Source organism: Cytobacillus purgationiresistens (genome assembly GCF_030813235.1).
Classification (GTDB): domain Bacteria; phylum Bacillota; class Bacilli; order Bacillales; family Cytobacillaceae; genus Cytobacillus; species Cytobacillus purgationiresistens.
Map to the genome: position 1 here is coordinate 132812 of NZ_JAUSUB010000008.1, position 23774 is coordinate 156585.

The 23774-nt window shown below is 38.1% G+C and carries 21 protein-coding genes, 1 pseudogene and 1 riboswitch; of the genes and pseudogenes, 6 read left to right on the plus strand and 16 right to left on the minus strand.

The annotated features are described in order from the left end of the window. Nucleotides 1-203: 203 nt before the first annotated feature. The 5 genes from ymaG to J2S17_RS11510 form a co-directional block, all read right to left on the minus strand. Nucleotides 204-440 carry an inner spore coat protein YmaG gene (gene ymaG / locus J2S17_RS11490; protein WP_307474927.1) on the minus strand — a complete coding sequence of 79 codons (237 nt, stop codon included), beginning with the start codon at nucleotides 438-440 and terminating at the stop codon, nucleotides 204-206. A gap of 131 nt (nucleotides 441-571) precedes the next feature. Next, nucleotides 572-1048: a FixH family protein gene (locus tag J2S17_RS11495; protein ID WP_307474929.1), complete on the minus strand. Its 477-nt coding sequence runs from the start codon at nucleotides 1046-1048 to the stop codon at nucleotides 572-574. 18 nt (nucleotides 1049-1066) lie between these two features. After that, nucleotides 1067-2476, minus strand: a complete 1410-nt coding sequence (locus J2S17_RS11500) for a PepSY-associated TM helix domain-containing protein (RefSeq protein ID WP_307474931.1) — start codon at nucleotides 2474-2476, stop codon at nucleotides 1067-1069. 11 nt (nucleotides 2477-2487) lie between these two features. Continuing rightward, nucleotides 2488-3057 (minus strand): DeoR family transcriptional regulator, encoded by a 570-nt coding sequence (locus J2S17_RS11505; protein WP_307474933.1) that lies wholly within the window; start codon nucleotides 3055-3057, stop codon nucleotides 2488-2490. 286 nt (nucleotides 3058-3343) lie between these two features. Continuing rightward, the gene (locus tag J2S17_RS11510; RefSeq protein ID WP_307474935.1) at nucleotides 3344-4249 is read right to left on the minus strand and encodes an ATP-dependent DNA ligase; all 906 of its coding nucleotides are present in this window, start codon (nucleotides 4247-4249) and stop codon (nucleotides 3344-3346) included. A 119-nt stretch (nucleotides 4250-4368) separates the two neighbouring features. Between J2S17_RS11510 and ligD the strand changes: the two genes are divergently transcribed. After that, on the plus strand, nucleotides 4369-5625 hold the full coding sequence (gene ligD / locus J2S17_RS11515; protein WP_307474937.1) for a DNA ligase D: 1257 nt from the start codon (nucleotides 4369-4371) through the stop codon (nucleotides 5623-5625). 29 nt (nucleotides 5626-5654) lie between these two features. Here the strand turns inward: ligD and dapF are convergent, their stop codons facing one another. The 5 genes and pseudogenes from dapF to J2S17_RS11540 all read right to left on the minus strand — a co-directional run bounded on the left by dapF (nucleotide 5655) and on the right by J2S17_RS11540 (nucleotide 9717). Next, complete coding sequence (gene dapF / locus J2S17_RS11520; RefSeq protein ID WP_307474939.1) at nucleotides 5655-6644, minus strand: diaminopimelate epimerase; 990 nt, start codon at nucleotides 6642-6644, stop codon at nucleotides 5655-5657. A 110-nt stretch (nucleotides 6645-6754) separates the two neighbouring features. Continuing rightward, on the minus strand, nucleotides 6755-7225 hold the full coding sequence (gene ribH / locus J2S17_RS11525) for a 6,7-dimethyl-8-ribityllumazine synthase (protein WP_307474941.1): 471 nt from the start codon (nucleotides 7223-7225) through the stop codon (nucleotides 6755-6757). A 25-nt stretch (nucleotides 7226-7250) separates the two neighbouring features. Then, nucleotides 7251-7865, minus strand: a pseudogene (ribB, locus tag J2S17_RS11530) (3,4-dihydroxy-2-butanone-4-phosphate synthase); the annotation flags it as partial. 355 nt (nucleotides 7866-8220) lie between these two features. Beyond that, nucleotides 8221-8868, minus strand: a complete 648-nt coding sequence (ribE, locus tag J2S17_RS11535; RefSeq protein ID WP_307474943.1) for a riboflavin synthase — start codon at nucleotides 8866-8868, stop codon at nucleotides 8221-8223. A gap of 319 nt (nucleotides 8869-9187) precedes the next feature. Next, nucleotides 9188-9336, minus strand: a riboswitch (FMN riboswitch). Between the two features lie 228 nt (nucleotides 9337-9564). Then, on the minus strand, nucleotides 9565-9717 hold the full coding sequence (locus J2S17_RS11540; RefSeq protein WP_307474944.1) for a hypothetical protein: 153 nt from the start codon (nucleotides 9715-9717) through the stop codon (nucleotides 9565-9567). Nucleotides 9718-10055: 338 nt separating this feature from the next. Here J2S17_RS11540 and J2S17_RS11545 point away from each other — a divergent pair, with 338 nt between their 5' ends. The 3 genes from J2S17_RS11545 (at nucleotide 10056) to J2S17_RS11555 (ending at nucleotide 13465) form a co-directional block, all read left to right on the plus strand. Next, the gene (locus J2S17_RS11545) at nucleotides 10056-10361 is read left to right on the plus strand and encodes a DUF378 domain-containing protein (protein ID WP_307474946.1); all 306 of its coding nucleotides are present in this window, start codon (nucleotides 10056-10058) and stop codon (nucleotides 10359-10361) included. Between the two features lie 1340 nt (nucleotides 10362-11701). Continuing rightward, nucleotides 11702-11875 carry an asparagine synthase gene (locus tag J2S17_RS11550; protein WP_307474948.1) on the plus strand — a complete coding sequence of 58 codons (174 nt, stop codon included), beginning with the start codon at nucleotides 11702-11704 and terminating at the stop codon, nucleotides 11873-11875. Between the two features lie 423 nt (nucleotides 11876-12298). After that, complete coding sequence (locus tag J2S17_RS11555; protein WP_307474950.1) at nucleotides 12299-13465, plus strand: MalY/PatB family protein; 1167 nt, start codon at nucleotides 12299-12301, stop codon at nucleotides 13463-13465. 82 nt (nucleotides 13466-13547) lie between these two features. Here the strand turns inward: J2S17_RS11555 and J2S17_RS11560 are convergent, their stop codons facing one another. The 4 genes from J2S17_RS11560 to J2S17_RS11575 form a co-directional block, all read right to left on the minus strand. Beyond that, complete coding sequence (locus J2S17_RS11560; protein ID WP_307474952.1) at nucleotides 13548-13859, minus strand: hypothetical protein; 312 nt, start codon at nucleotides 13857-13859, stop codon at nucleotides 13548-13550. Nucleotides 13860-14021: 162 nt separating this feature from the next. Continuing rightward, nucleotides 14022-16250, minus strand: a complete 2229-nt coding sequence (locus J2S17_RS11565) for a M6 family metalloprotease domain-containing protein (RefSeq protein WP_307474955.1) — start codon at nucleotides 16248-16250, stop codon at nucleotides 14022-14024. Between the two features lie 34 nt (nucleotides 16251-16284). Continuing rightward, nucleotides 16285-16872 (minus strand): CalY family protein, encoded by a 588-nt coding sequence (locus J2S17_RS11570; protein ID WP_307474956.1) that lies wholly within the window; start codon nucleotides 16870-16872, stop codon nucleotides 16285-16287. 30 nt (nucleotides 16873-16902) lie between these two features. Next, nucleotides 16903-19074 carry a Xaa-Pro dipeptidyl-peptidase gene (locus J2S17_RS11575; protein ID WP_307474958.1) on the minus strand — a complete coding sequence of 724 codons (2172 nt, stop codon included), beginning with the start codon at nucleotides 19072-19074 and terminating at the stop codon, nucleotides 16903-16905. 570 nt (nucleotides 19075-19644) lie between these two features. On the opposite strand from J2S17_RS11575, the gene J2S17_RS11580 reads away from it, so the two are divergent. Further along, nucleotides 19645-20451 (plus strand): EcsC family protein, encoded by an 807-nt coding sequence (locus J2S17_RS11580; RefSeq protein WP_307474960.1) that lies wholly within the window; start codon nucleotides 19645-19647, stop codon nucleotides 20449-20451. Between the two features lie 306 nt (nucleotides 20452-20757). Here the strand turns inward: J2S17_RS11580 and J2S17_RS11585 are convergent, their stop codons facing one another. Together J2S17_RS11585 and J2S17_RS11590 are read right to left on the minus strand one after the other, a co-directional pair. Next, complete coding sequence (locus J2S17_RS11585; RefSeq protein ID WP_307474962.1) at nucleotides 20758-21330, minus strand: TlpA disulfide reductase family protein; 573 nt, start codon at nucleotides 21328-21330, stop codon at nucleotides 20758-20760. Nucleotides 21331-21434: 104 nt separating this feature from the next. Beyond that, nucleotides 21435-22229 (minus strand): hypothetical protein, encoded by a 795-nt coding sequence (locus J2S17_RS11590; protein ID WP_307474963.1) that lies wholly within the window; start codon nucleotides 22227-22229, stop codon nucleotides 21435-21437. Between the two features lie 124 nt (nucleotides 22230-22353). Between J2S17_RS11590 and J2S17_RS11595 the strand changes: the two genes are divergently transcribed. Beyond that, complete coding sequence (locus J2S17_RS11595) at nucleotides 22354-22920, plus strand: YdcF family protein (RefSeq protein ID WP_307474965.1); 567 nt, start codon at nucleotides 22354-22356, stop codon at nucleotides 22918-22920. Nucleotides 22921-23774: the final 854 nt, after the last annotated feature.

Below are 23774 nucleotides of genomic sequence, written 5' to 3' on the forward strand. Positions count from 1 at the left end.
TCTCCATTCCTATTATTATAATTACCTTTAGTTTCTTTCCACACAAAGAGAACATGTATATCAGTTAATGGCAACAAACGGAGGTTAGAGGAAATCTTATATGTTGTTAAGTTGTTTTCATGGTGCCTGTCACCTCCAAATTTCGACATATTTCATCAAAAAAAGTGGAATGGCATATATGATGCCATTCCACTGTATTTTATTTAATAATAAGAGTAAGGATAACCGCCGTAACCTCCGTAATATGGGTATGGCGGGTATGCATAAGATGATAATAATGCGCCCCCTATTAAGCCAGTCGCTACTCCACCTAAAAACGGTCCGCCGAATCCTCCGTAAAATGGTCTTCCGAAGGGCCTTCCAAAACCGCCGCCAAATCCAAAGGGCCTTCTATATAAATCTTCTACAGTTGGATTTACAACAAAATGCTGTTGAGTCATACTTATCCCTCCTCGAAATAGGTTCATTCTAGATTATGGAAAAACAATTACATTGACCTAGGCATAAACCTAATATGAGAAATAATGAAAATTTACAACCACATTCATTTCTTGTTAATTCTGGCCATTATTTAATGGTGTTGATGATTGCCTCCTGATGTATCCTCTTCAGTTTGAGATTTTTCCAGAAACTCATTTATTTCTTCTTCTGTTAGATTCCCTACAACGAACCGCTTCTTTGGCATAACATGCTGCCCCATTGCTGTAACGTGAGTTTGAACAGTATAAACTCCAGCTTCACTAAAAACCTTTTTTATTTGGTAAATGCCATTATCAGCTTGACTCACATTAATGAGTTCATTATCACCTTCACCACCCACTCGCTGAATTTCAAATTGAAATTCATCTACTTCTTCCACAACTTCATCCCCTTGTTTGACTTCAGCTGCAAGACTCACTTGTTCATTTAGTTGAATCTTTTCTGGTACCATTATCTCTGCATCGATGCGATCAAGTTGATCTTGGTCCTTCTCTTTAAGATTAGTTGCGCAACCAGAAATCAAAAAAAGTACGAATAGTAATATGATCGTTTTTTGTAATTTTTTCAAGACAAAATTTCTCCCTTTTTACCGAAGCCATTTATTTAAAGGCTCGATTTTTGCAAAGACAAGACGATCGAGTAAGAAAACTATAATGATCGAAATACCTACAAGCGGCATAAATACACCAAAAATCAACATAATAACAAAGACGATTCGTGTAATTTTTTTATCCTTTGACTTTGGCGGTGCACCTATTTTATCTTCGGGTTTTCTTTTTTTCCACATGATAAACGAACTGATAATCAAACCAATTAAACCAATACAAACAATAAGACCCATGACCTGATTTGCCAAACCAAACAGGCGACCTTCATGTAGGGCAATTCCAACAGTAATCCCTTGAGCCATAATACCGTAATCATTAAAACGGACATCACTTAAAATCGAACCAGTATACTGGTCAACATGTAATGTCGCATCATTCCACGGACGAGCGTGAGAAGTAGCAATCGTAAATACTCCCGCTTCCCCCTGAGGCATTGTAATGGTATATGGTTTCTTTATATTCTCTGTTTCAGCAATAAAAGTCATATCATTGAGTGTTAATGGTACATATCCGTTAATCATTGTCGATGTCGGTACAGGCAGATTCTCTGCCGCCCACGGGACTTCATCCGCAACCTCTTTCGTTTTTACGATTGATTCCGGCTTTTCGCCCCAGCTTTGTGCATAGTTAGGATATCCGGTATTGGTCGAAGCAGCCATTCGGTTAATTTGCTCTCCCATTACCCCAGACCATGGCAACCCTGTTGCAATGAATATTAAAATGAAGGCAGATAGCCAGAATGCTGGTACCGCATGCATATCTCGCCAAAATATTCTTCCCTTGCTTCTCCATCTTGGTAGGACTGTTCCCCAAATTGATGCCCTATTTCTCGGCCACCAAATATATAGGCCAGTAACCAATAAAATCACTGCCCAGCAAGCAGCCAGTTCCACGATACGATTAGCGAATGTTCCGCCAATAATTAGCTCACTATGAAGCTTCTTAAATATTTCCGTAAATTTCTTTTCATTTAATATTGTTCCGGTAATTTCTCCGTTATTTTGATTCACATAAATAGAACTCATTTGACCATTTTCCATTAACCCAAATTCTGCCGTTCTTAATGGATCATCAAAGTATGTAATCGATGTAACTGTACCATCCGGAAAAGCTTCATTCACTTTTTCTAATTGCAGGTTAGGAGCCAAAGTAGTTGATTCCTGTTCTTGAACATAATATTTATCAGCATATAATACCGATTCTATTTGTGGTTTGAATAAATATACCCCACCACTAAAGGCTAAAATGATTAGAAATGGCGAAAATATTAGCCCTGCATAAAAGTGCCATCTCCAAACAGTTTGATAAAAGGCAGTTTTTGTTTTCTTATTTATCTTTTCTTTTGAAGGTTGAGTTTGAGGTTGTTTTTCTAAGTTTGCGTTTGTCATAGTTCCCCCTATTAATGCTTGCAGGTTTTACCTTGCATTAATGTTTTTATAGTACGAATGGCTTCATTGAAATTGGATATTCTTCCGCCGAAGCCCTTTTGAAATTGCGTTGCTTGTTTAATAGACTCGAAGGCAATGACTTGAGGCTGACAGCAATTCAGATTAATTTCCGGCTCAAGTAGAAAAGTTGCCACCTTTGCACTGATAGTTGTGTCATATAAAAAGTCATGACAAATAATTTGTGATACCTCTTTTTCAATTTCATCGTACCTGAGAAGTCCGCAATGAGGACAACACGTCTGTTCCACAGTATGGTTTGTTCTGATAATTTGCATGGACTGCCTGCTTTTTGCTTCCTTATAACAATAGGCACAATGATTGCCCGGGATAATGCTTTCTGAAGAAATATATGTGATTCCATTAGGTGTTTTTAATATTTTCTTCTGATCTACTAATTGTTTAATATCCCTATAAATCGTCATCTCTGACACATTTAATCTTCTACTAACCTCTGAAACTTTCATCGTTTCCTCTTTTTCAAGCCATGTTAAAATTTGTTGCTGTCTTTCGATTGGCAACATGTTTCATCCCACCATTTCGTTCAGATTCTTAACATCAGGAATACAAATACTACAGGCAAAACATTATTATTAGACCAACACGATATATCGTATGAAAAGGGATGTTAAAAAATGATAAATTTCACATCTTTCATCAAACCATTTATATCACCCAAATGTGAGAAAACCGTGAAAATTAACCAAGGTCACAAATTCAACCATAAAAATTAACAAAAACCACACATTGTCGAAAATTGTAGAATCATGAGGGTGACAGGCACCATCACACCATCATCTACCCATCCCCCTAAACAAAAGACTGAATAACGGGGTGTCTGAGGGTGTTGGTTTGGGTCCATTCGAGGTAGGTGACTTTGATTTTTAGGGCAGGGCTAATCCAGGTGTGATGAGCGTTTTCATGTTGTTTGAGATTTACGAAGGGACTTTGGTCGGTAATGATTTGTTGGATGGCTGTCGTTACATCCTTCCAGTCCTTATAGGACAGCTTTCCTGATCCTGCACTCCCAATATAAATAAGTTCATTCTGATCGTTATATAATCCTAAATCCAAAGAACTCACAATATCTCCTCTGTAGGTAACGCCGCCAACAACCGCAATAAGATCATATTCCTTCTTCATTTTCCGCCAGCGTGAATCCTTCCCATTCAATGTATACCGACTATTTAAATCTTTAAAAACCACTCCCTCTAATCCGCTTTGAAGGCAAGCCTGGTAGAGTCCTTCTTTGTCAGCAAAACTCTCAACAACCTGTACTGAAGCATGCGGGAGCATGATGTCCTCCAACAATGCCTGTCTTTCTCGCAATGTCCTATCTAACACCCATTCTCCATCAAAAAAAAGCACATCAAAAACCATATATACAATTGGGGTTTCCTCTATAGCTTTTTGTAAATGATTAAATTTCCGTAAACGATCTCTTTTCATCACGTCATAAAAGGATGGCTTTCCATCTTTAAACGAGATGACTTCACCATCTAAAATAAGGGAACTCGCTTTACAATACTCCGAAGGATCTTGCAACTCAGGATATTGCTTTGTACGTTCATTTAACTTCCTGTTAAATAACTGCAGCTCACCGTTTTCAAAATAGGTTAATATCCGCGTTCCATCCCATTTCAATTGAGCGATCCAGTCATCACCCTTTGGTATCAAATCTGCAGTTGTCGGCTCGAAAGGAATAATTGGCTTCATCGATCACAAATCCTTTTTAACCTTACTATGGACAAAGGATGCCTAATTTATGAATTATGGGAATGGGGTGTAACAAAACTGCGAACAATAAAAAAATTAAATAAGTAAGGAAGATATAAATGAAAAATGATCTTTTTAAAACCAAGTCAACGGAGTACAATGGGGCATTTTTTATACTCGGAATGCACGAAGTCCATGAATATTTTATTGTTGGTGTATTAAGAAACAATCACGTTACATCAATGGGGCATTTCTCAGAGGGATTAAAGAATGAGGAAAAAGAAACACTGAAACGCACTATCATCAACAACCATACACACAAAAAAGAAGGCATCTATTATATTGAACCAAGCATTTGTCTCCTCCTATCATTTCAGGGGTTATCAGCTGACCAACACTTAATCCAAGCAAAATTCCAATCCTTCCTTTTTAAACAATCTTGGGAATCTTGCACCTGGGAGAAGTTGATTTTCGACCAAGCCGATTTTCAGTCAGAAGTAAAGATTACCCATCCCGATAAACCGATATGGAGTGAACCTGCTCTCAATAAAGAACAGTTTATTGCCTATCTGATCGAGATCTCACCCTATATGCTGCCGTTTTTAACAAATCGTTTATTAACAACGATACGTTACCCGCACGGATTTGGCGATGAATCTTTCTTCCAGAAAAACTGTCCAGACTATGCGCCTGCTTTTATCGATACGAGCATGCATGAGGGTATCAACTATATCGTTTGTAATCAGCTCTCGACGCTTGTTTGGCTTGGCAATCAATTAGCGATTGAATACCATATCCCATTTCAAACCATTCAAGAAACTAGGCCTTTGGAAATTGTCTTCGATCTAGACCCGCCAGACCGGACCCATTTTTCATTAGCGATTAAAGCTGCCGAGGAAATGAAAACCATCTTTGACGGACTAGATATTACTAGTTTTCCAAAATTATCAGGCAGTAAAGGCATACAAATTCATATCCCTATCCTCCATACATCATTGACCTTTGAGGATACACGCTTTTTCACTGAGTTCATTGCAAATTATTTAGTAGAAAAGTTCCCTCAAGACTTTACAATAGAAAGATTGAAAAAAAATCGCGGTTCTAAGCTTTATATTGATTTCATTCAACATGCTGAGGGCAAGACAATCATTTCACCTTATTCACCAAGAGGCAGGGAATTCGCAACAGTTGCCGCACCCCTTCGCTGGACTGAAGTAAATAGTGATCTAAAAATAGAACACTATAATATTCCTTATATAATCGAACGCCTATCAAAAGAAAACTGTCCGATGGAGGATTTCTTTATAACCGAAAACCTATCTATTGAAAGGATAATTGAATCAATAAAAAGTTCCATAAAAAAAGAGGCAAGGTGACAACCGTCTCCTTGCCTCTTTCCTGTAGATTAAGCATTCATCGATTCATTCAAAAACTCTGAAGCATGCTTTTGAAGCTTGGCATATTGCATAATCTCGTCAACAAATTCATTGCTATCCTGCACTGTAAAGGTATGAGGATTTTCAACATCTACATCAACTGTACAGCTATACAAATAGCTCGCATTTCCAATTAAATCAATTGACTGTTTACCTTCCTGTTCATGGACTACACAACGCACTTTACCACCGTTATTGTAAACCTCAATCGGTGTTTCTTTGTCATTAATGCCATTTAAACAAGTGACTAAGCTTGAAGCTGACATGGCGGTTCCACATGCATTCGTAAAACCTACACCTCGTTCAAATGTACGAACATAAATATGTCCCTTTTTCAAAGGCTTTACAAAGCTGACATTTACACCATCGGGAAAAAGTTCATTCGTACCATTAACATATTCACTGATCTCTTTTTGCAGGTTGGATCCGATCTGCTCCTTTTCAACAATAGCCACTAAATGCGGATTAGGTACAGACAACGCCGTAAATTCAAGTTCCTCTGAAAGCGTCGGTATTTTTCCGTTGACTAAACTTTCTTGCTCAAGATGAAGAGGCAAGTCGGTTAACTCGAAGGATACCGGTGAAATCTCCACTAAGTAAGTCGGGATATCTTCAAATATATCCGGTTGATTTTGCACATGAAGATTGGCCTTCATCGTTTCAATTGTCGCTTCCTCAATAGACAACTTCTCACAGACATATCTGGCTACACAACGCAAACCATTTCCGCACATAGATGCCTCAGATCCGTCTGCATTAAACACGCGCATTCTTGCATCCACCTGGTCACTATGAAGGACATACAGAATGCCATCTGCGCCTAAATCTGTGCTGCGATCACAAAAGGCCCTTGCCAATTCTGCACGCTTTTCGTCTGTTAATTCATATTGGTTGGACATTTCATCTATTATGAAAAAATCATTACCTGATCCATGGCATTTTACTAACTCAAGCTTCATGTTATACCCTCTTTCATCTTTTTATGTAGATTGATATTTACTATTATACTTTTAAAGTTTAAAAAACTTCAAAGTTTAATTTGTAATTATCCAATATACAAAAAGAAAGGTCAATTCTCAAATTGCTTGTATAGATTACCCATTTCAATCGCGCTGACTGCAGCATCCCAGCCTTTATTGCCTGCCTTTGTTCCCGCGCGTTCTATTGCTTGTTCAATAGAATCAGTTGTTAACACACCAAATATAACTGGTACACCCGTTTGCATTGCGGTGGCAGCCACTCCTTTAGCAACTTCAGCATTCACATAGTCAAAATGAGGTGTTGCTCCTCTGATTACTGTGCCGAGTGTGATAACCGCATCATACTTGCCTGTTTCTGCAAGCTTTTTCGCAGCTAATGGGATTTCAAATGCTCCTGGTACCCACACAATTGTCACATCACTATCAGCCACATCATGGCGATGAAAGGCATCCTGTGCACCACTTAACAATTTGCTCGTGATAAACTCATTAAATCTTGATACAACAATCCCTACTTTTAATCCTGTTCCTACTAAATGTCCCTCTATCATATGATTCATATACTCTTCTCTCCATTCTTATTTATTTTATGAGATGTAATTGATTGTTCCTATATTCGATTAATTGTTTGATAGTAATAAACTTTAGATCAAAAAGCTTAGCTTTCTCTTTCAAGTCAGGCACTCTTGCCATTGTGCCATCTTCCTTCATGATTTCACATATAATTCCTGCCGATTTAGCACCAGCTAGCTTCGCAAAATCAACAGCAGCCTCCGTATGGCCCGGTCTTTCAATCACGCCGCCCTCTTTTGCAATTAATGGAAAAATATGACCTGGCCGATGAAAATCTTCAGGAATCGCTTCACCTTCGAGCATTTTCTCGATAGTTAATGCGCGCTCAAAAGCACTAATGCCTGTCGTTGTGCTTTTATGGTCAATACTGACAGTAAAAGCGGTTTGATGGGAATCAGTATTATTCTGAACCATCGGATCAAGCGCAAGCTTTTTTGCAATGGATTGCGAAATGGGCACACAAATTAGTCCCTTGCCTTCTGTTGCCATAAAGTTGATTGTCTCGGGTTTAGCATATTCTGCGATAGCCAGGAAATCCCCTTCATTCTCTCTGTTTTCATCATCACAAACGATGATCACTTTACCAGCCTTTAAGTCTGTGATGGCCTCTTCAATTGTGTTAAACACCCTTCTTCCTCCTCATAGAAAAGCGCAAGCGCCTTGCTCACCCCCGACAAGCTTAAGGCGCACAGGGTAATGAAGGTCGATCTTTACCTTCAATTCCTGTGTGACTTAAGACCTCGAGGAGGTAGGCGCTGGAGCTAGACATCTTTCTTATTGAAAAATTTATACTTATCTTTTAAGAAAAGCGCAAGCCCCTTCTCATCACCATACGAACTGAAAAGACTTCGACCGAGAAGATAATGATATATGTTCGGCGAACCGATGCCGATTTATCGCGGGAGGAGAGCCTGAGATTCGAAAGGCGATAAGCACTGGAGCTGGACATTTTCTAATATATTTTATAATCAACGTTCAACTCTCAAGAATAAAACCCGTTATCCTTCAAAAGTATTTCTAAATCTGCATTCTTTTGTTTCGGTTTTTTGTTCACCATGGAATCGATATATTTAGCCAGCATATCGAACTCTAAATTAACTTGATCACCAATTTTTTTCTCACCTAATACAGATTGATTTCTAGTGTGTGGAATGAGGGATACAGTTATCTTGTCATCGTCCAATGCCATGACAGTCAAGGACGTACCATCAATCGCCACCGAGCCTTTATCCAATAATAAATATCGATATTCAGTCGGTATAGAGATATCAAAATAAACAGCATTCTCTTTTACAATTTTTCTTAATATCGTGCCAACCGCATCGACATGCCCTGAAACAAAATGGCCGCCGAATCGGCCATTCGCAGGCATGGCACGTTCTAAATTGACTTTGCTTTGCGGCTTGATCTTTGATAAAGATGTACTTAGATAGGTTTCAGGCATCACATCTGCAGTAAACTCTGCATGATTGAAATGAGTGACAGTTAAACAAACACCGTTGACAGCAATGCTGTCACCTTCCTTCACATCTGTTAACACCTTTGAGGATGCAATCGTCAATTCGATGGTATTCCCTTGATGAACCGCACGCTTAACAGTACCTAGTTCTTCAATTATTCCTGTAAACACATGGAACCTACCTTTCTTTAAAAAATATGATATGTTCGAAAAAAAACAAATGGGATTCGTTCCGCTCGGGGCATTTGGGCGGAAATAGGAAAGGTCTTACTTATGCTGGAATTAAAAATTGGAAATAGCGTCAATAAAAAGCTCTTGTCATTTCGATAAGTAATTGGTTCACATTCAATTTGTATATTCACATGCTCTTCACCTCACTACTTAAGTTTCTTCCCCATGAGTAAATAAACCCCACACATTCAAAATGTGCGGGAGAGTTAACCATGACAAAATAAACGTTATAAAGTAAATTTTTTAACGTAAGTTTGACACATTCCTTCTCCCATCCAGACTATACTGTCGGCTTTGGATTTCCACCAAATCCACCGTTTTCAACATCCATTGAACCCGGGTCACGGACTAAGAGGGTTCCCCCTCATCACCGCCGGTTGGGAATTTCACCCTGCCCCGAAGGAAACGTTATTAAATTTTCAAGTGCTAGAAGCTACCAAAGGTAACTGTAGAATATTGATATATCAGCATTTATAGGCTCAGCTAAAGAATTTCATTTCCTTTGGTGATAGGGTTATTTCCTATAAATCCTACCATTTCAAACAAAAAACCTACCAAAACCCTTCCATTCCTACTACATCAATATAGCACCTAAAATAAGCATAGATTCTTTATCAGGCTAAATCAAGTGTTTTATTAATAAATGGTTATTTCATCATAAACTTCTTCCCCTGTTTCATCAATAAAAGATAATTTATAATCAATCCTATTCTCTAATTTTGCTTCCATTTCTCCTTGCTTAAAAATGTAAAATCGTAAATTGGATTCTAAAGACACTTGTTTGAACATTAGATGATCAATTTATAATTATAAACTTCTCAACACCAACACAAGCATGGACTTGGACACCACGAATACAAATTTCCCCATTAAAATAGGTATACTAGTTCAAGGACTAACACAAATGATGTATCTTGCTTAAATCCAATTGTTCAGATTTTTCCCCTTTTCACTCTCCTAAAAACTCGAAATTCACATACTAACATTCAGATTTTTCTATTTCATTGATACTTTCGTTGATATTATGCTTAATTAGTTGCAGGATTCTTCCTACATAAAAAAAGCTGTATAAAGATGATGCAAATTACGAATCATATTAATAAATTTAATAATGAGGAGTAAAAATCATGAAAATAATTCAACGTATTGCATTGGCATTAGTGATTATCGGAGCTATAAACTGGGGACTAATTGGATTATTTCAATTTGACTTGGTTGCAACTTTATTCGGAGGACAAGATGCCGCATTTTCGAGAGTAATTTATACTCTTGTGGGTTTAAGTGGATTAGTTTGTTTAACTCTCTTGTTTGCACCAATGGATGAGGAAGTCGAAAGAAGAGAAAATGCACAGGGAAATAGGAACTTAAATTATTCTACAGAGTTTGGTGAAGAAAATGACTTATCTGAACTAAAAGATGAGAATGACAAATAGAAATATCTTTTAAGACTGAAGGTGAATAGAGTATTCACCTTCTGTTTTTTATTTTGACTTTGTATAGGCCGAATCAATTATAGACACAAAACAATTCCCTCAAAATATATAGAAAACCTGATTGCAACTCTATCTATCTCCATATGTAATTATAGTATTAAATTTGCCACATCCTTACTCCATTAAATCCAATTCTGAGATTTTCTTTCCTATCATTTTGAATGAACGATCAAAAGATTATAAAAATTTCAAACAAGTTACTACAAGGTCAATATATGGGAGTACATGCTTTTGAAGAATTTATTAAGAATCTAGATGACTCTTCCTCACTCCGTCCAGATTCATTACAATCCAAAAGGACTTAAAACATCATGTTGGATTGCTTTCAGAACGAATTCACGAACTGCAAGGAACACCAGAGACTAACAGGGAGTTATTGGTAAGATCGATCTTTCATTAGTCAACTAATAGATCGCTCACATGGGAAAGAGGAAATTCTAAAGCATGCAATTAAAGGAGAAAACCTCTATGGAATCAAAATGACGATAAACTTGATGAGAAAAGTTTGAGCCTAGTTCAGACTGTAAGATCTAATTATGAGAAAACCTTAGACTTTCTCATTTATTCTTCAGTCATCTATAATACATTCTGCTTACTGTGATTAATGAATATATTAGTTAACTCACCCATATAATAAAAATGTTGGGCAAGGTTAAACCCTAGAATCACTTTTTTATCTTTGCTCCAACGCCATACCAATCACTTGGTGATACCCCCTACATATTTAAGAGTGATTGCTTTTGACATGATTAAAGCCTGATAAAGGGCTCTTTTCTCATTTTCAAAAGACCCTGATGTACTTTCCCAATCAAACATACTGACTTGTACATATGATGCATGGATTACAGTCTTAACTTTTTAATCTTAATAATACTGACTGAATTTTATTTATTTATTTTGACCATTCTATAGCTACTGTTTTCTAGCAATGAAATAGGATCGGTGAAATATGGAATGTCTTCCAATAGACCTTTTCTTAATTCCATTTTTCTAATGCTTGTTCCTTTAGTCTTGTTGTTCATTAAAAAACTACATTACGGAATAGTTATACCAATTTTTTACGTTAATTTTGTTCTCCAAATATTTATTCCAGGTTTCATGGTTAATTTCTAATAAATTTATTATTCTTCCGCTTCCTAAAACTTAATACAATACTCCTTTTAGAGATGTTCTTCAAAATAAATGAGGTTTCTTTGCATACATATTGGTTGATTTGCAAATAGTAATTTATGGTGTAAATAAAATTACGCCTACTAACTTCGATGTGGAGGGATATTGAAATGTATATTCGTGAAGGCTTAATCCCAACTGTATTAGGTTCGGCTGTTACGGCTACTGGATACGCATTGAAGCAAAAACGCGGATCAAATAAAATGGTTGCAAACACTGTTTTTGGATTCGGTTTAGCCCACATTGTTTTAGGTGCAATTGATCTTGTTGAACATCGTCGTTAGTATCTATGGGAGCACAATTAGTGCTCTCCTTTTTTATTTGGAAGCCGATTAACTCTTTTGCTAATCCATTAAATTTGATAAATTTCACTAATTACGCAATTTTTAAATTGTGGTGATTTTAAAAAATTCACTAAAGGTATGCTTTCTAACAGAAATTCTTGAAAAAAATGACATTTCTTTCAAATTTAAAGAAGGCTTTATTTATATCCCCGAGATGCATTTGTTGCTCTTAATTCAATCATTAGTATTTGCTACCGATAAAACAGCACTTTTAATTGCTGAAATCATATGAACAAAAGCGCACAAAAACAGAAAAGTCTACCTCTCGAAAAATAGGTGCAAGTCAATTGGATAAACATGCTTCAATTCCTGTATAATAGGGGCTGGTGTATTAATAAGCGGTGAAAGATAGGAGAGAAAGCGGTGCAACTAGAAAAATTTATTGATCGAAGAAAGACACATTCGGTTAAATGGTATATAGAAGATCAGGACATCATCCCACTATGTATTGCTGATATGGATTTTCAAGTTTCAGAAGAAATTGTAAACGCTATAACCCAGAAAGCAACACACGGAATTTACGGGTATAGTACTTTTTGTGAACGATATTATGATGCAGTTCAGTATTGGTGGAAAACACAATATGATTGGGAGTTAAAACGAGAGTGGATTTCTTTTAGCCCTGGAATCATTCCTGGAATTAATCTATTATTAAAATCATTAACACAACCAGGTGATGCTGTTATTGTGCAAGACCCTGTATATTATCCATTCTTTTCTACAATTGAAACACAAGGTTGTACCATCTTAAACAATTCTCTTGTTTACTCGAATGGTTCATACGAAATGAATTTTGAAGATTTTGAAGAAAAGGCATCACAGCCAGATACAAAAGTATTTATTTTGTGCAGCCCTCACAATCCAGTAGGGAGAGTGTGGACTAAGGAAGAATTGCGAAGGATCGGCAAAATTTGCGATAAACATGGAGTCTTTGTTATTTCAGATGAAATGCATGGAGATTTGACTTACTCAGGCAATAGACATATACCGTTTGCAACCGTTCATCCAGACCATTTAAAGTTGTCTGTTACTTGCGCTGCACCGAGTAAAACATTTAATATTGCAGGAATGCAAAGCTCTATTTTCATTATTCCAAATAAAGATGTGAAAGAAAAGTATGAAGCACTTTTAACAGGATTCGGTTTAATGCGTCCAAATGCCTTTGCAGTGGAAGGAACGATTGCTGCCTACTATAGGGGTTTACCTTGGCTTCAAGAGGTAAAGGGATATTTAGAAGCCAACCTTGAATATGTTTGTTCGTTTCTAAAAGAATATATCCCTTCAATTAAAGTAGTTAAACCAGAAGCCACTCATTTGATTTGGCTGGATTGTCGTGATCTGCATATTCCGCCCGAAGAATTGCATACTTTCTTCTTAGAGAATGGAAGAGTAAGACTGGATGAAGGAATGAAGTTCGGTAAAGGCGGTTATGGATTTGAACGTATTAATATTGCCTGTCCGCGTGAGGTTCTGACAGAAGCATTACTGAGAATAAAGGCTGCTGTAAATGGAAGAGAAAAGAACTGCTAGCGATCTACGTTAGCAGCTTTTTTCATTTTTAAATATGAAAAACAAAAAGAGCAGGGATGAAATTTCCACTGCTCTACTTCGCTTATACAATATTACTGCGTTTTTGCCTATTACCCATCGCTGCATCGACCATCAATGCAATCGCAGCAATAATGTGCAGAATCATTCCAACGATAGGAACCCAGCCAATACATGACGCAACAATTCCTAGAATGCTTCCATGGATTTTTTCCCTTTCCTTTACAGAAAAAACCAAAGTAATAATATGTAGAATGAGCATGACCATTAACGGTGTCCATACATAGGAAAGAATAAATATGCCTCCAAGAAAAGGGATACCTAGGAGGGCTTCACACGCTCCAGTCACCCACTTTAAAATCGTTGATGTTTTCAATTTAACACCTCCTTATCTTTCAAAATGCACCACCCTGAATTTCTTCATAATAAATAATGATATCTTCTTATCCTATTCCCCATTTTGAGTTTTTTTACACTCTCAAAGAAAAAGAGTGAGGATCAATATCCCCACCCTAAAATCCTTCATTTTTTTAAACTGCTATTGCCACTTAAGTACTAAGTAGTCACTATAATCAAGTAATGCAGTAGCCGCATCTTCTGAAATCAGATCGCTGTCCTTAAACTTCGACACCATTTGTTTGAAGCTATTTGTATGCTTGATTACTTTTTCTGAAGATTTTTGGGATTCATAAAGAGCTACTGAAGTTAAATGAGTTTGAATTTGTCTTGCTACTGCAGAATTAGCAAATTCACCTTGTTCTTCATAATAGCTAGCTACCGCTTTTATTCCTTTTGCACTGATATCATTCGTTAACACATCTGTAGCTGAGCCCGTTTTACTTTCATCTGTCTCTGAGGCCGCTGAGAAGTTTAGTTTAGTTAATCCAGTTTCGTCTTCAGGGACTTCAACATACACAGGCACTTCCACAGTTTCTCCTGCTTCTACTTCGATAACATTATGCATTAATCTAGTTTCCCATCCTGCTTCTGTTTCAGCTGTGAGTCGGAAAAGGTCTGTTTCCTCCCCTGTATTAGTTACCTTAAAATTGTGAGTAGCAATTTTGCCTGGTACAGCTCTCGCAGCTGTGCCTCCTTCAGCTTCTACACCTCTCGCAAACGATCCTGCGCCATCCAAATGTCTGACAGCTACGCGATAAGAAAGTGCACCAATATCATCATAATCCTTGGCAAGAATATAGAAATGTAATCGGTTATGTTCGTCTACATATTCATTGATGATCCCTTCATCTGTCCCAGCTTTGAAAAGAGCATCTGCTAATTGACGATAATCCCCTTTAGAGTACTTCGCAATGGACCCATTTGGCCTTACAAAGTCGACTTGGTCGATATCTTCATCATTTGCGTCCACAACCCAGATATTCGGGGCAGATTCAGCATTTTTTGTTTTTGCCAATAGAACACCTGCATCTGTTTGGAAGGAGTCATAACCTACACGGTCAACAACTTCAACAGTGTAATTGTCATACCATTTAGCTCCGCGCTGCATATCCGCACGCCAATCATCCCTTAAAGAGTTTGGCGGTGTTAAATCCTCCATCTCAATGTTGATACCTGCAAACACATCTTCTCTGCCGAATTCACTGCCTACAGGAATTTCCCGGGCAAGAATGTCAGCAAATACCGGTCCAGTTTCAGCCAGCTCATCACGGTCTACGTTCATATAATCTTCCTCAGCCAAGAAGCCTTGTTTGATTTTATTACGCAGCATATGATGTGATGGTGCAGATGCACCTAAAGTAGGCATAACCATCCAGCGAGTGTGCGGGCCACCTGGACCATTAAAGCTGCCTCGGCTCATTAATTCCCATGGTCCTGAATACGTACGGGATACAGGACTTGCATATGGGTTATTATAGTTGTCTAATAGATTCATAATATGGCCAAACTCATGGGCAAACGTTCCCATTCCATCATTTTCACCTTGAATGGAGATCCCATTTCTAATATCTGCACTTGACCAAATGCTACTTGCCGCAATCCATGAAGTCCAGTCTACATATCTTGTATTTGCAAACTTTGGCATATTGGCAAATTCAGCGGGAGGACCAAACTGGTCAGAGACATCCTCCTTGTCTTGGAACATCATTTCTCCGAATTCTTGCCAGACACCTGATTCATCATAACCCGCATGAAGAATAAATGTAAAATCGTATTCTTCTCCAGTTGCTTCTATATCAGCTGCTGCTGCTGCCATCGCTTCATTTTTCAAATCCAGCGCTTCGTACCCTGGAGGCATATTCACATCTTGACCATGTCCCCTGCTTAAGCCGTACTGAAATTCACGTCCAGACATCTTATAAGGTCCAAAGGCTTCTAAATCAACTGCCCATTTGCCGAATGAGTTTTCACGCCAATATTCGTCAATTGTTCTGTGATTATTTAGTTCTTGTGGTTTATTTAAAAAATCCACCCAATATTGCGGGATGTCTTCCCGAGGAATATTACCTACAATTGGATTACCAGCCAACTCAGAGCCTTCCTCCATACTTAAGATAAAATCACGATCAGAAAAGTCGACAACAACAAGCGCCCCTTTAATTTCCTTTTCAGGCTCAATATCTGTATTTCTCCAATCAAAGCCCGGGACTGGATTGTAATCATCCCATGTCATGTTCTCAGGCAGTACCCATGATTCCTTATCAATCGGCTCTGGAAAATCAGAAAGTCCTGTAGGTGCAGCCTGAACTGACGTTGAAATCATTAAAAATGAAACTGCAGAAATAAATAACGTTCGACCTAATTTCATGTATTACCCCCCCTTTTCTTTCACTATGAATCTTTTACTTCTGCTCCCCAGCCGTTTGTGTAGCAGTAAATGTCCACTCCAGATTTAGAGCATCCCCTTGGAATTGGTTTTGATCTTCACCATTTTCTTCAAAATTGATTTGCACAACTAAATCATCAATTGTCCCTACTGGCAGACCTTTTTCACCAAGTAACGGATAGAACACACTTTCGCCTACAGCTTCAGGCGTCATTGATTTCAACTCTGCTAATGTTGTTTTATAAATGACTTCATCAAGCTTATCGGCGTTATATAGGAATTCAACCACAATATGCTCACCGAAATCTTCCATGTTATCACCCTTTGCATCAGTTACGGTATAATCTGTATTTAACAGCACTTTATCAATATCCAATGTTCCGTTATTCTGCAGTTCGAAACTGCGCAATACTGAATCACCGGGCTTGATGTTATTTACATTGATGATTTCAAGCGGTTCTGCAGCCAAATCTAATGTTCCAGCAGCGAACGTATTATTTGTCGTCTCCGTGTCACTAAAATATGCGTAAGTTCCTCCACCAATCAATACAATCCCTAACGCTGCTGACATAACACCCATTGTTATCTGTTTTTTAATACCCATTTTGAACTTCCCCCTTTTTATTTGCGTTTTTTATCTCCATTTTGAAATTAAATAGTCTGTATCTGCTTTCAGCACCTGATAGACCTCTTTTGTTATCAAGTCATTATCAAGCTGGTGATCGATTAAAGTGTAGAATCCTTCCAAATGCTTCACAACTTTTGCTCCTGCATTCTGCTTTTCATAAAGAGCTACAGAAGTTAAATGCATTTGTAAGGATTTCGCGGCGATAACTTCTTTAATCTCACCATCTTTTTTGTAGTAATCAACGATGTCACTCATATCTTTAGCGGTTTCTGGAGAAGAGCCTCCATTAAACCCTAAAGCTCCATCGAGAGCAGGTTTTCCTCCCACTATCGGTAAGGAAATATAGCTGTCGCCAAGTGACACATCAAAGGTTGCTCTGTTTTGATCAGTCATTAATCTTGTGCTACTTCCAGCAATAATGACACCGATACGATGCCCCTCTTTAAAGACATAATCTTCAGGAAGCGTGTCCCACTTAAATGTATATTCCTGACCAGGCACTAACGGTTGGGAAAGTTCAAGAGATTCCCTGTTTTGCGCATCCAGCCATCCATGCGTAACAATCTCATATGGTGCTTCATGTGTCGTAATTTCAGCTTCTTTATAGCAGCTGCTGTCAACGTCCGAGCTTTCACCCCAACATGAAACCTCATTGGTGGTGCGGACCCCTTCCCCACTGCTTGTATGATTGATTCTCGTATCTGTTCCATAATCAACAATTAACGCAGTTAAATGTGTATCGTCCTTATCTACCGATGCACGAATATTCAATTCTGGTACACCGCTTAAGCGGATATCCCCTTCGAGCTCTGGAGTCATATAGAGAAGACGATTATCCTTTTGTGTAAATTCACCAGTCACCATCTGCTGCTCTGTTTGACGAGGATTATCAATAAAGCCTTGACGAGCATCATCCAATAACGGACTTGTCATCACAGACCCTGGAAGCTCATCTGTTTCTGGTGCAAACCTTAACTTCACATCTTCAGCTTGCTCTTCTGGCCACGAGGCATGTGTTTCCCATTCATCAGCTCCGCGTTGGACATCAGCCATGGGCTCGTCCATAATGCCGTTATCGATATCTAATAACCAATAATCAAACCAGCGATGAAGCGTATCAACCCATTCCGCTCTTCTAAAATCAAATGGGTCAACATGTCCGGTTTGAGTCAGCCAAACTTTTCTAGGGACATCATGTTCACTGATTGCCTCCCACCATTTTGAAAAATGATTGGCTTTTACGTTGTAATCATTGAGTCCATGAATAGCAAGCACACTTGCTGTTATATTATCAGCATCTTTATAATAGTTGCGTTCATCCCAAAATTGATTGTAATCCCCAGTTGTATCATCAGAGGCAACGCGCATATCTTCACGCACTTGCGCACACGCTTCGACTCTTTCACTGCTGGTCACTCGTCTAGCTAAGTTTCCTGGACCATTTGTATAATATGGAATTCCTTCATAACGATAATAGTAGTACCAGCTGCTGATTGCTCCGATTGGAACGATGGTTTCCAATCCTTCAACCCCAGTTGCTGCCGCACCTTGAGCGATGGTTCCATCATAAGATTTACCGATCATCCCTACTTTTCCTGTAGACCAATCTGCACTTATTTCTTCGCCATCCTTATCCCAAGCTTTGCCTTTTCCATTTAACCAATCAATTACTACCTTCGCACTCTCAATTTCTTCATAGCCGCCGGTTGTCGGGCACCCGTCAGAATTATTTGTTCCTACCATATCTACTAAGACAACTGCATACCCTCTTGGGACAAAATAGTTATCATAGTAAAGAGGGAACATTTCATTGACACCATCCCCATCAGGATCTTTTATCTGTGATTCATTTCCGCGCCCCATGCTTTCATAATAAGGACTGGCATCCATGATCACAGGTACTTCAAGACCCTCCTCTGTTTCCTTTGGACGAATGATGTCCGCAGCAATACGGTCCGGATTTCCGTCACGATCGCTATCCAATGATGATTCTACAAAAATGGTTTCTTTGATTGCATCATCATAAGAGTAAATTGGCTCTGTCACACCGTTTTCTAGCTGATAACCAGGAACGTCTAAAACATCGGACGCTTGGACACTCCCTGCGAATGTTGTATCCACAGTTATCAGCATAATCATGGCTAACAATATACTGAGGACTTTCTTTCTCTTAAACAATTGAACCCCTCCCCCTATTAAAATACTACTTACACTATGAACGATAGCATGATAGAGAGAAGACAGGCAGTGACAATAGTATTAATTTTATGACAATTCAGTTTATTCATCCGCTATTACTTTTAGGGATATTTATTCATGAGGAAAAATGGCCAAACACTTAAGAATCCTTCCTTAATTTCAGTATAATCCCAGATATAGTCATGATTTATCTTGAAAATTTTCTTTTCACCACCCGAAATAAAACTGCATACGGATGTATATTATTTAACAGTTGGTAGGGAATTTTATGAATAATTCCTACTATATTCCAATATGAAGTCATCCAAGTAATTGAGATAAATATGAAAATAGTATGAATTACACATTGTTTCTCCTCCTGAAATTCATAAAACATATCAGATTGAGTGAAACAAACTCCAGATTATCAAAATTAAGGGTATATTTACATACTTTCCCCAATATCATTCATTCATTATTACAGGCCTTTTATCATATTAGATTTTCTTTCGAAACTATTAATAGATATAATACGTATATACACTATCTCGTAGATGAGGGGAAAAATGAATGGAAACTAAAGAAGAGCTTCTAAAAGAATGGAAAGCTTGTGAAAAGTGGGAAAAAAATCAATCCGGCCTTTGGTTTTGGGAAAAAATTGGAAGGATTCCATTCAAACTTCTTGATAAAGTCACTCCTACCTTCATACAAAAGAAGGTCGGAATGATACTGGATGAACTTGGACAATATGTTCAAACTGGCGGCAGATATTTGAGTTCCATTGAATCATTAAAATCATATTATCCGAAAAAAAACATCCACACTATTACAAACCTAGATCGATTATCGGTCGCAGAAATGGATCAAGCCGTCTCTAAATTGACGACCCATCGCAAGCGCTTTGCAACTGTTCAAGGTGCAAGTACAGGTGTAGGCGGAATTTTTACCATCTCCATCGATATTCCGATGCTTCTTGGGACACAACTAAAAACTTTACAAGACATTGCCATCTGCTATGGGTTTGATCCTAACGATAAAAAAGAACGTTTGTACATCGTAAAGATTCTGCAATTTGTATCTGCAGATGTGGTGGGTAAAGAAACGATACTAAAACAGCTTTCACTCATTGATTCTGCAGATAGTGAAGCTAAAAGAGAAATCGTATCTGAACTCCAAGGGTGGAAAGAGGTTGTACTGGCCTATCGCGACCATGTCGGCTGGAAAAAACTATTTCAAATGGTGCCAATCGCCGGTTTCGTTTTTGGCGCTTTTATTAACCGTTCAAGTGTCGGTGACATTGCCGAAGCAGGAATGATGTTCTATCGTAAGAGAAAGATTAACGAAAGAATACAGGCCTATGAGGAAATGAACCTTTAACGAAAAAAAGATGGATTAACCGGAAATGAACCAATCCTTATGCCTGCAGGTTCCAGAAATTCGGGCCCTGCAACAATCATTGTTTTGGAATATTAATTCCATTTAATTTGGATAAAATTAGAAATGGCTATTTCCATTAGAAGAAAGAAAAAAAGAAGGTTATTATGCCGCTCTTACTCGAATTAGTCATGATAAGTTAACGATTGATTCAGTATAAATTTCTTTCAACCGAAAAATGCATATTATGTTCTGAAAAAAAGTCCAATGCTAGCTCCTAAAAGGAAATTAGCATTGGACTTAAGCATTTTAAGGAAGCTTTTGAATTTCTTTTTCCATATATTCTTCATTCAAAGCACCTAACACTTTATTGCGAATGACACCATTGGAATCAATAAAATAGCTTGTTGGATAGGCCACAATTTCGTATTCATCACTGACCTTTCCTTCTCTATCCATCGGAATAGGAAAAGTTAAATGATGCTTGTCGACAAACTTTTCCGGTGCATTCTTCACTCTTTCGCTTCTAGTCATATTAACAGCTATGACTTCAAATCCCTCATCTTTATACTTATTATGCAGCTTTTCCATATGAGGCATTTCGGCTTCACAAGGGCCACACCAGCTTGCCCAGAAATTCAATAGCACGGTTTTTCCTTTATAATCACTAAGCTTAAACGAATTGCCTTCGATATCCTCAAGCTCTATTTCAGGGGCCAAATCACCTTCATTTAGCCCAACAGAAAGCTCCTCCACATTTTCAACTTTTTCATATTGTTCAATTTTCACTTGTTTGATGATCCCTTTATCCTTTAATACCGTTCGATCCACAACAATTAATACAATTAAAAGAGTAGCAGCAATTATTAAAAATTTCCTCATACAAACACCTCAAGGTTGCAGAAAAATAAAAACAGATTTCAAAGCTGTTTTTATCATACTATAACTCATGTTGATAGGCTATTTTTTTCAACTCTTATGAATGGTTAATGATTGTGCGTTCGTAAATGAAAAGCAATCATAGCGAATACAGCTAGTTGATCATCCGAAGAAAGCTCTCGATTGATTGTGAGAAAAGGAATATTGGCGTCCTTTATCTGGTGGCCCCAGCTCGCAGGCATCCAGCCCTTTTTCAAAGAAACAGCTTCCACACTAGAGTTAATAAATATTTTGTAATCCATATACATTCGTGCACGTTCAACGTAATAGCTTTTGCCAGACTCTTCATTCATAAATTCAATATGATTAGATGAGGCCTTATGGTTAAATAGCAATTCGCTCTGTTTACCTTCGCACTGGATCACTACTTTTTTACGGCTCATGCTGAAAAAAGCAATAACCTCGTTCTGATGATCATATAAACCATAATGTTTATACCGTGAAAGTCGATCGATGAAATAGGGTAAAAACCACCGATAACTTTGAGAATGGATATCTCTAATTTCGCCCAGGACACATCCAGCTGAATTGAAGAATAACACCCTTAAGCTCGGTGCAGGCAGAAAAGTGATGGACATTACTCGTTGCTGAAATAAGGAATCGGCACTAGTTACCTCGCTTCTATCCATTTCACCTATTTCATTTGCACGTTTTTGATTCATTACATACGCTTGAAAACTAATGAAGCTATATATCAAAAAAGGAATAGAAAACCCTATCACTACTTTTGGCGGGACCAACATCAAACTATATACCAGTAAAAAAAATGGAGGAATGAGTGATGCTAAACTCGCGTTTAATGAAATGACGGCTGCTTTATGGTAGTACTGCTGTATATTCATCATCTAATACTCCCTGTGATTTTAGTAAAAGCTACCGATTAATTACATTATCAGGTACAATAATAGCAACTTTACTTCTATTCTATTAAACAGACAGTATTTTCATGAATAGACGGAGGAAAAAATGAAAAAAAGACTACTTCTTATAGCGTTATGTATTCCTATTATCGCAATTATTATTATCGCCTTTCTACATTTCAAAATTCAAAGTGTAGCAAAACAATCTCCACCAGCTGATAGTCCTTATCTCATTGTCCTTGGTGCAAAGGTGAATGGAGAAGACATGTCACTAAGCCTGCTTTATCGAGCACAAGCCGCCTTAGAATATTTAAAACAAAATCAAGATACAATTGTAATCGCAACAGGTGGCCAAGGAGAAGGAGAGGATATTTCCGAAGCAGAAAGTCTAAGACGCTTTTTTTCTGAAAACGGTATATCTGACGACAGAATTTGGTTAGAAGACCAATCTACATCCACCTATGAAAATCTTGCCTTTACAAAAGAACAATTTGAAATTGAACATGCAGTCATAGTAAGCAGTGACTTCCATTTATACCGCGCTTCCATTTTGGCAGACAAAGTTGGCATTGAAGCTAATACCTTAGCTGCAGATACACCAGCTGTTGTGAAGGTACAATTATATGTGCGGGAGTACGCTGCGCTATTAAAAACATTGATTCTGGGCAGATAACTTTTTTGCTGCTGATCTTCTGAGAGTTCTATATTGATGCGGGTTTTAGGGGAACTAGTTCCTCAATCTTTTGCTTTTCGGCTTCATTTGGCACTAGTTCGAGCATCTAGTTAACCCTTTTCTTGATTTCGCACTCGTCCGGGCACTAGTTCGAGCATCTAGTTTACCCTTTTCTTTTTTCCTCACTCGTCCGGGCACTAGTTTGAGCATCTAGTTTACACTTTTCTTTTTTTCTCCCTCCTCCGGGCACTAGTTTGAGCATCTAGTTTACACTTTTCTTTTTTTCTCCCTCGTCTGGGCACTAGTTTGAGCATCTAGTTTACCCTTTTCTTTTTTTCTCCTTCGTCCGGGCACTAGTTTGAGCATCTAGTTTACCCTTTTCTTGATTTCGCACTCATCCGGGCACTAGTTTGAGCATCTAGTTTACCCTTTGCTTTTTTTCTCACTCATCCGGGCACTAGTTTGAGCATCTAGTTTACCCTTTCTTGATTTCGCACTCGTCCGGGCACTAGTTCGAGCAACTAGTTAACCCTTTGCTTTTTTTCTCACTCATCCGGGCACTAGTTTGAGCATCTAGTTAACCCTCTTCTTGATTTCGCACTCGTCCGGGCACTAGTTCGAGCATCTAGTTTACCCTTTGCTTTTTTTCTCACTCATCCGGGCACTAGTTTGAGATCTAGTTAACCCTTTTCTTGATTTCGCACTCATCCGGGCACTAGTTTGAGCATCTAGTTTACCCTTTTCTTGATTTCGCACTCGTCCGGGCACTAGTTTGAGCATCTAGTTTACCCTTTTCTTGATTTCTCACTCATCCGGGCACTAGTTTGAGCATCTAGTTTACCCTTTTCTTGATT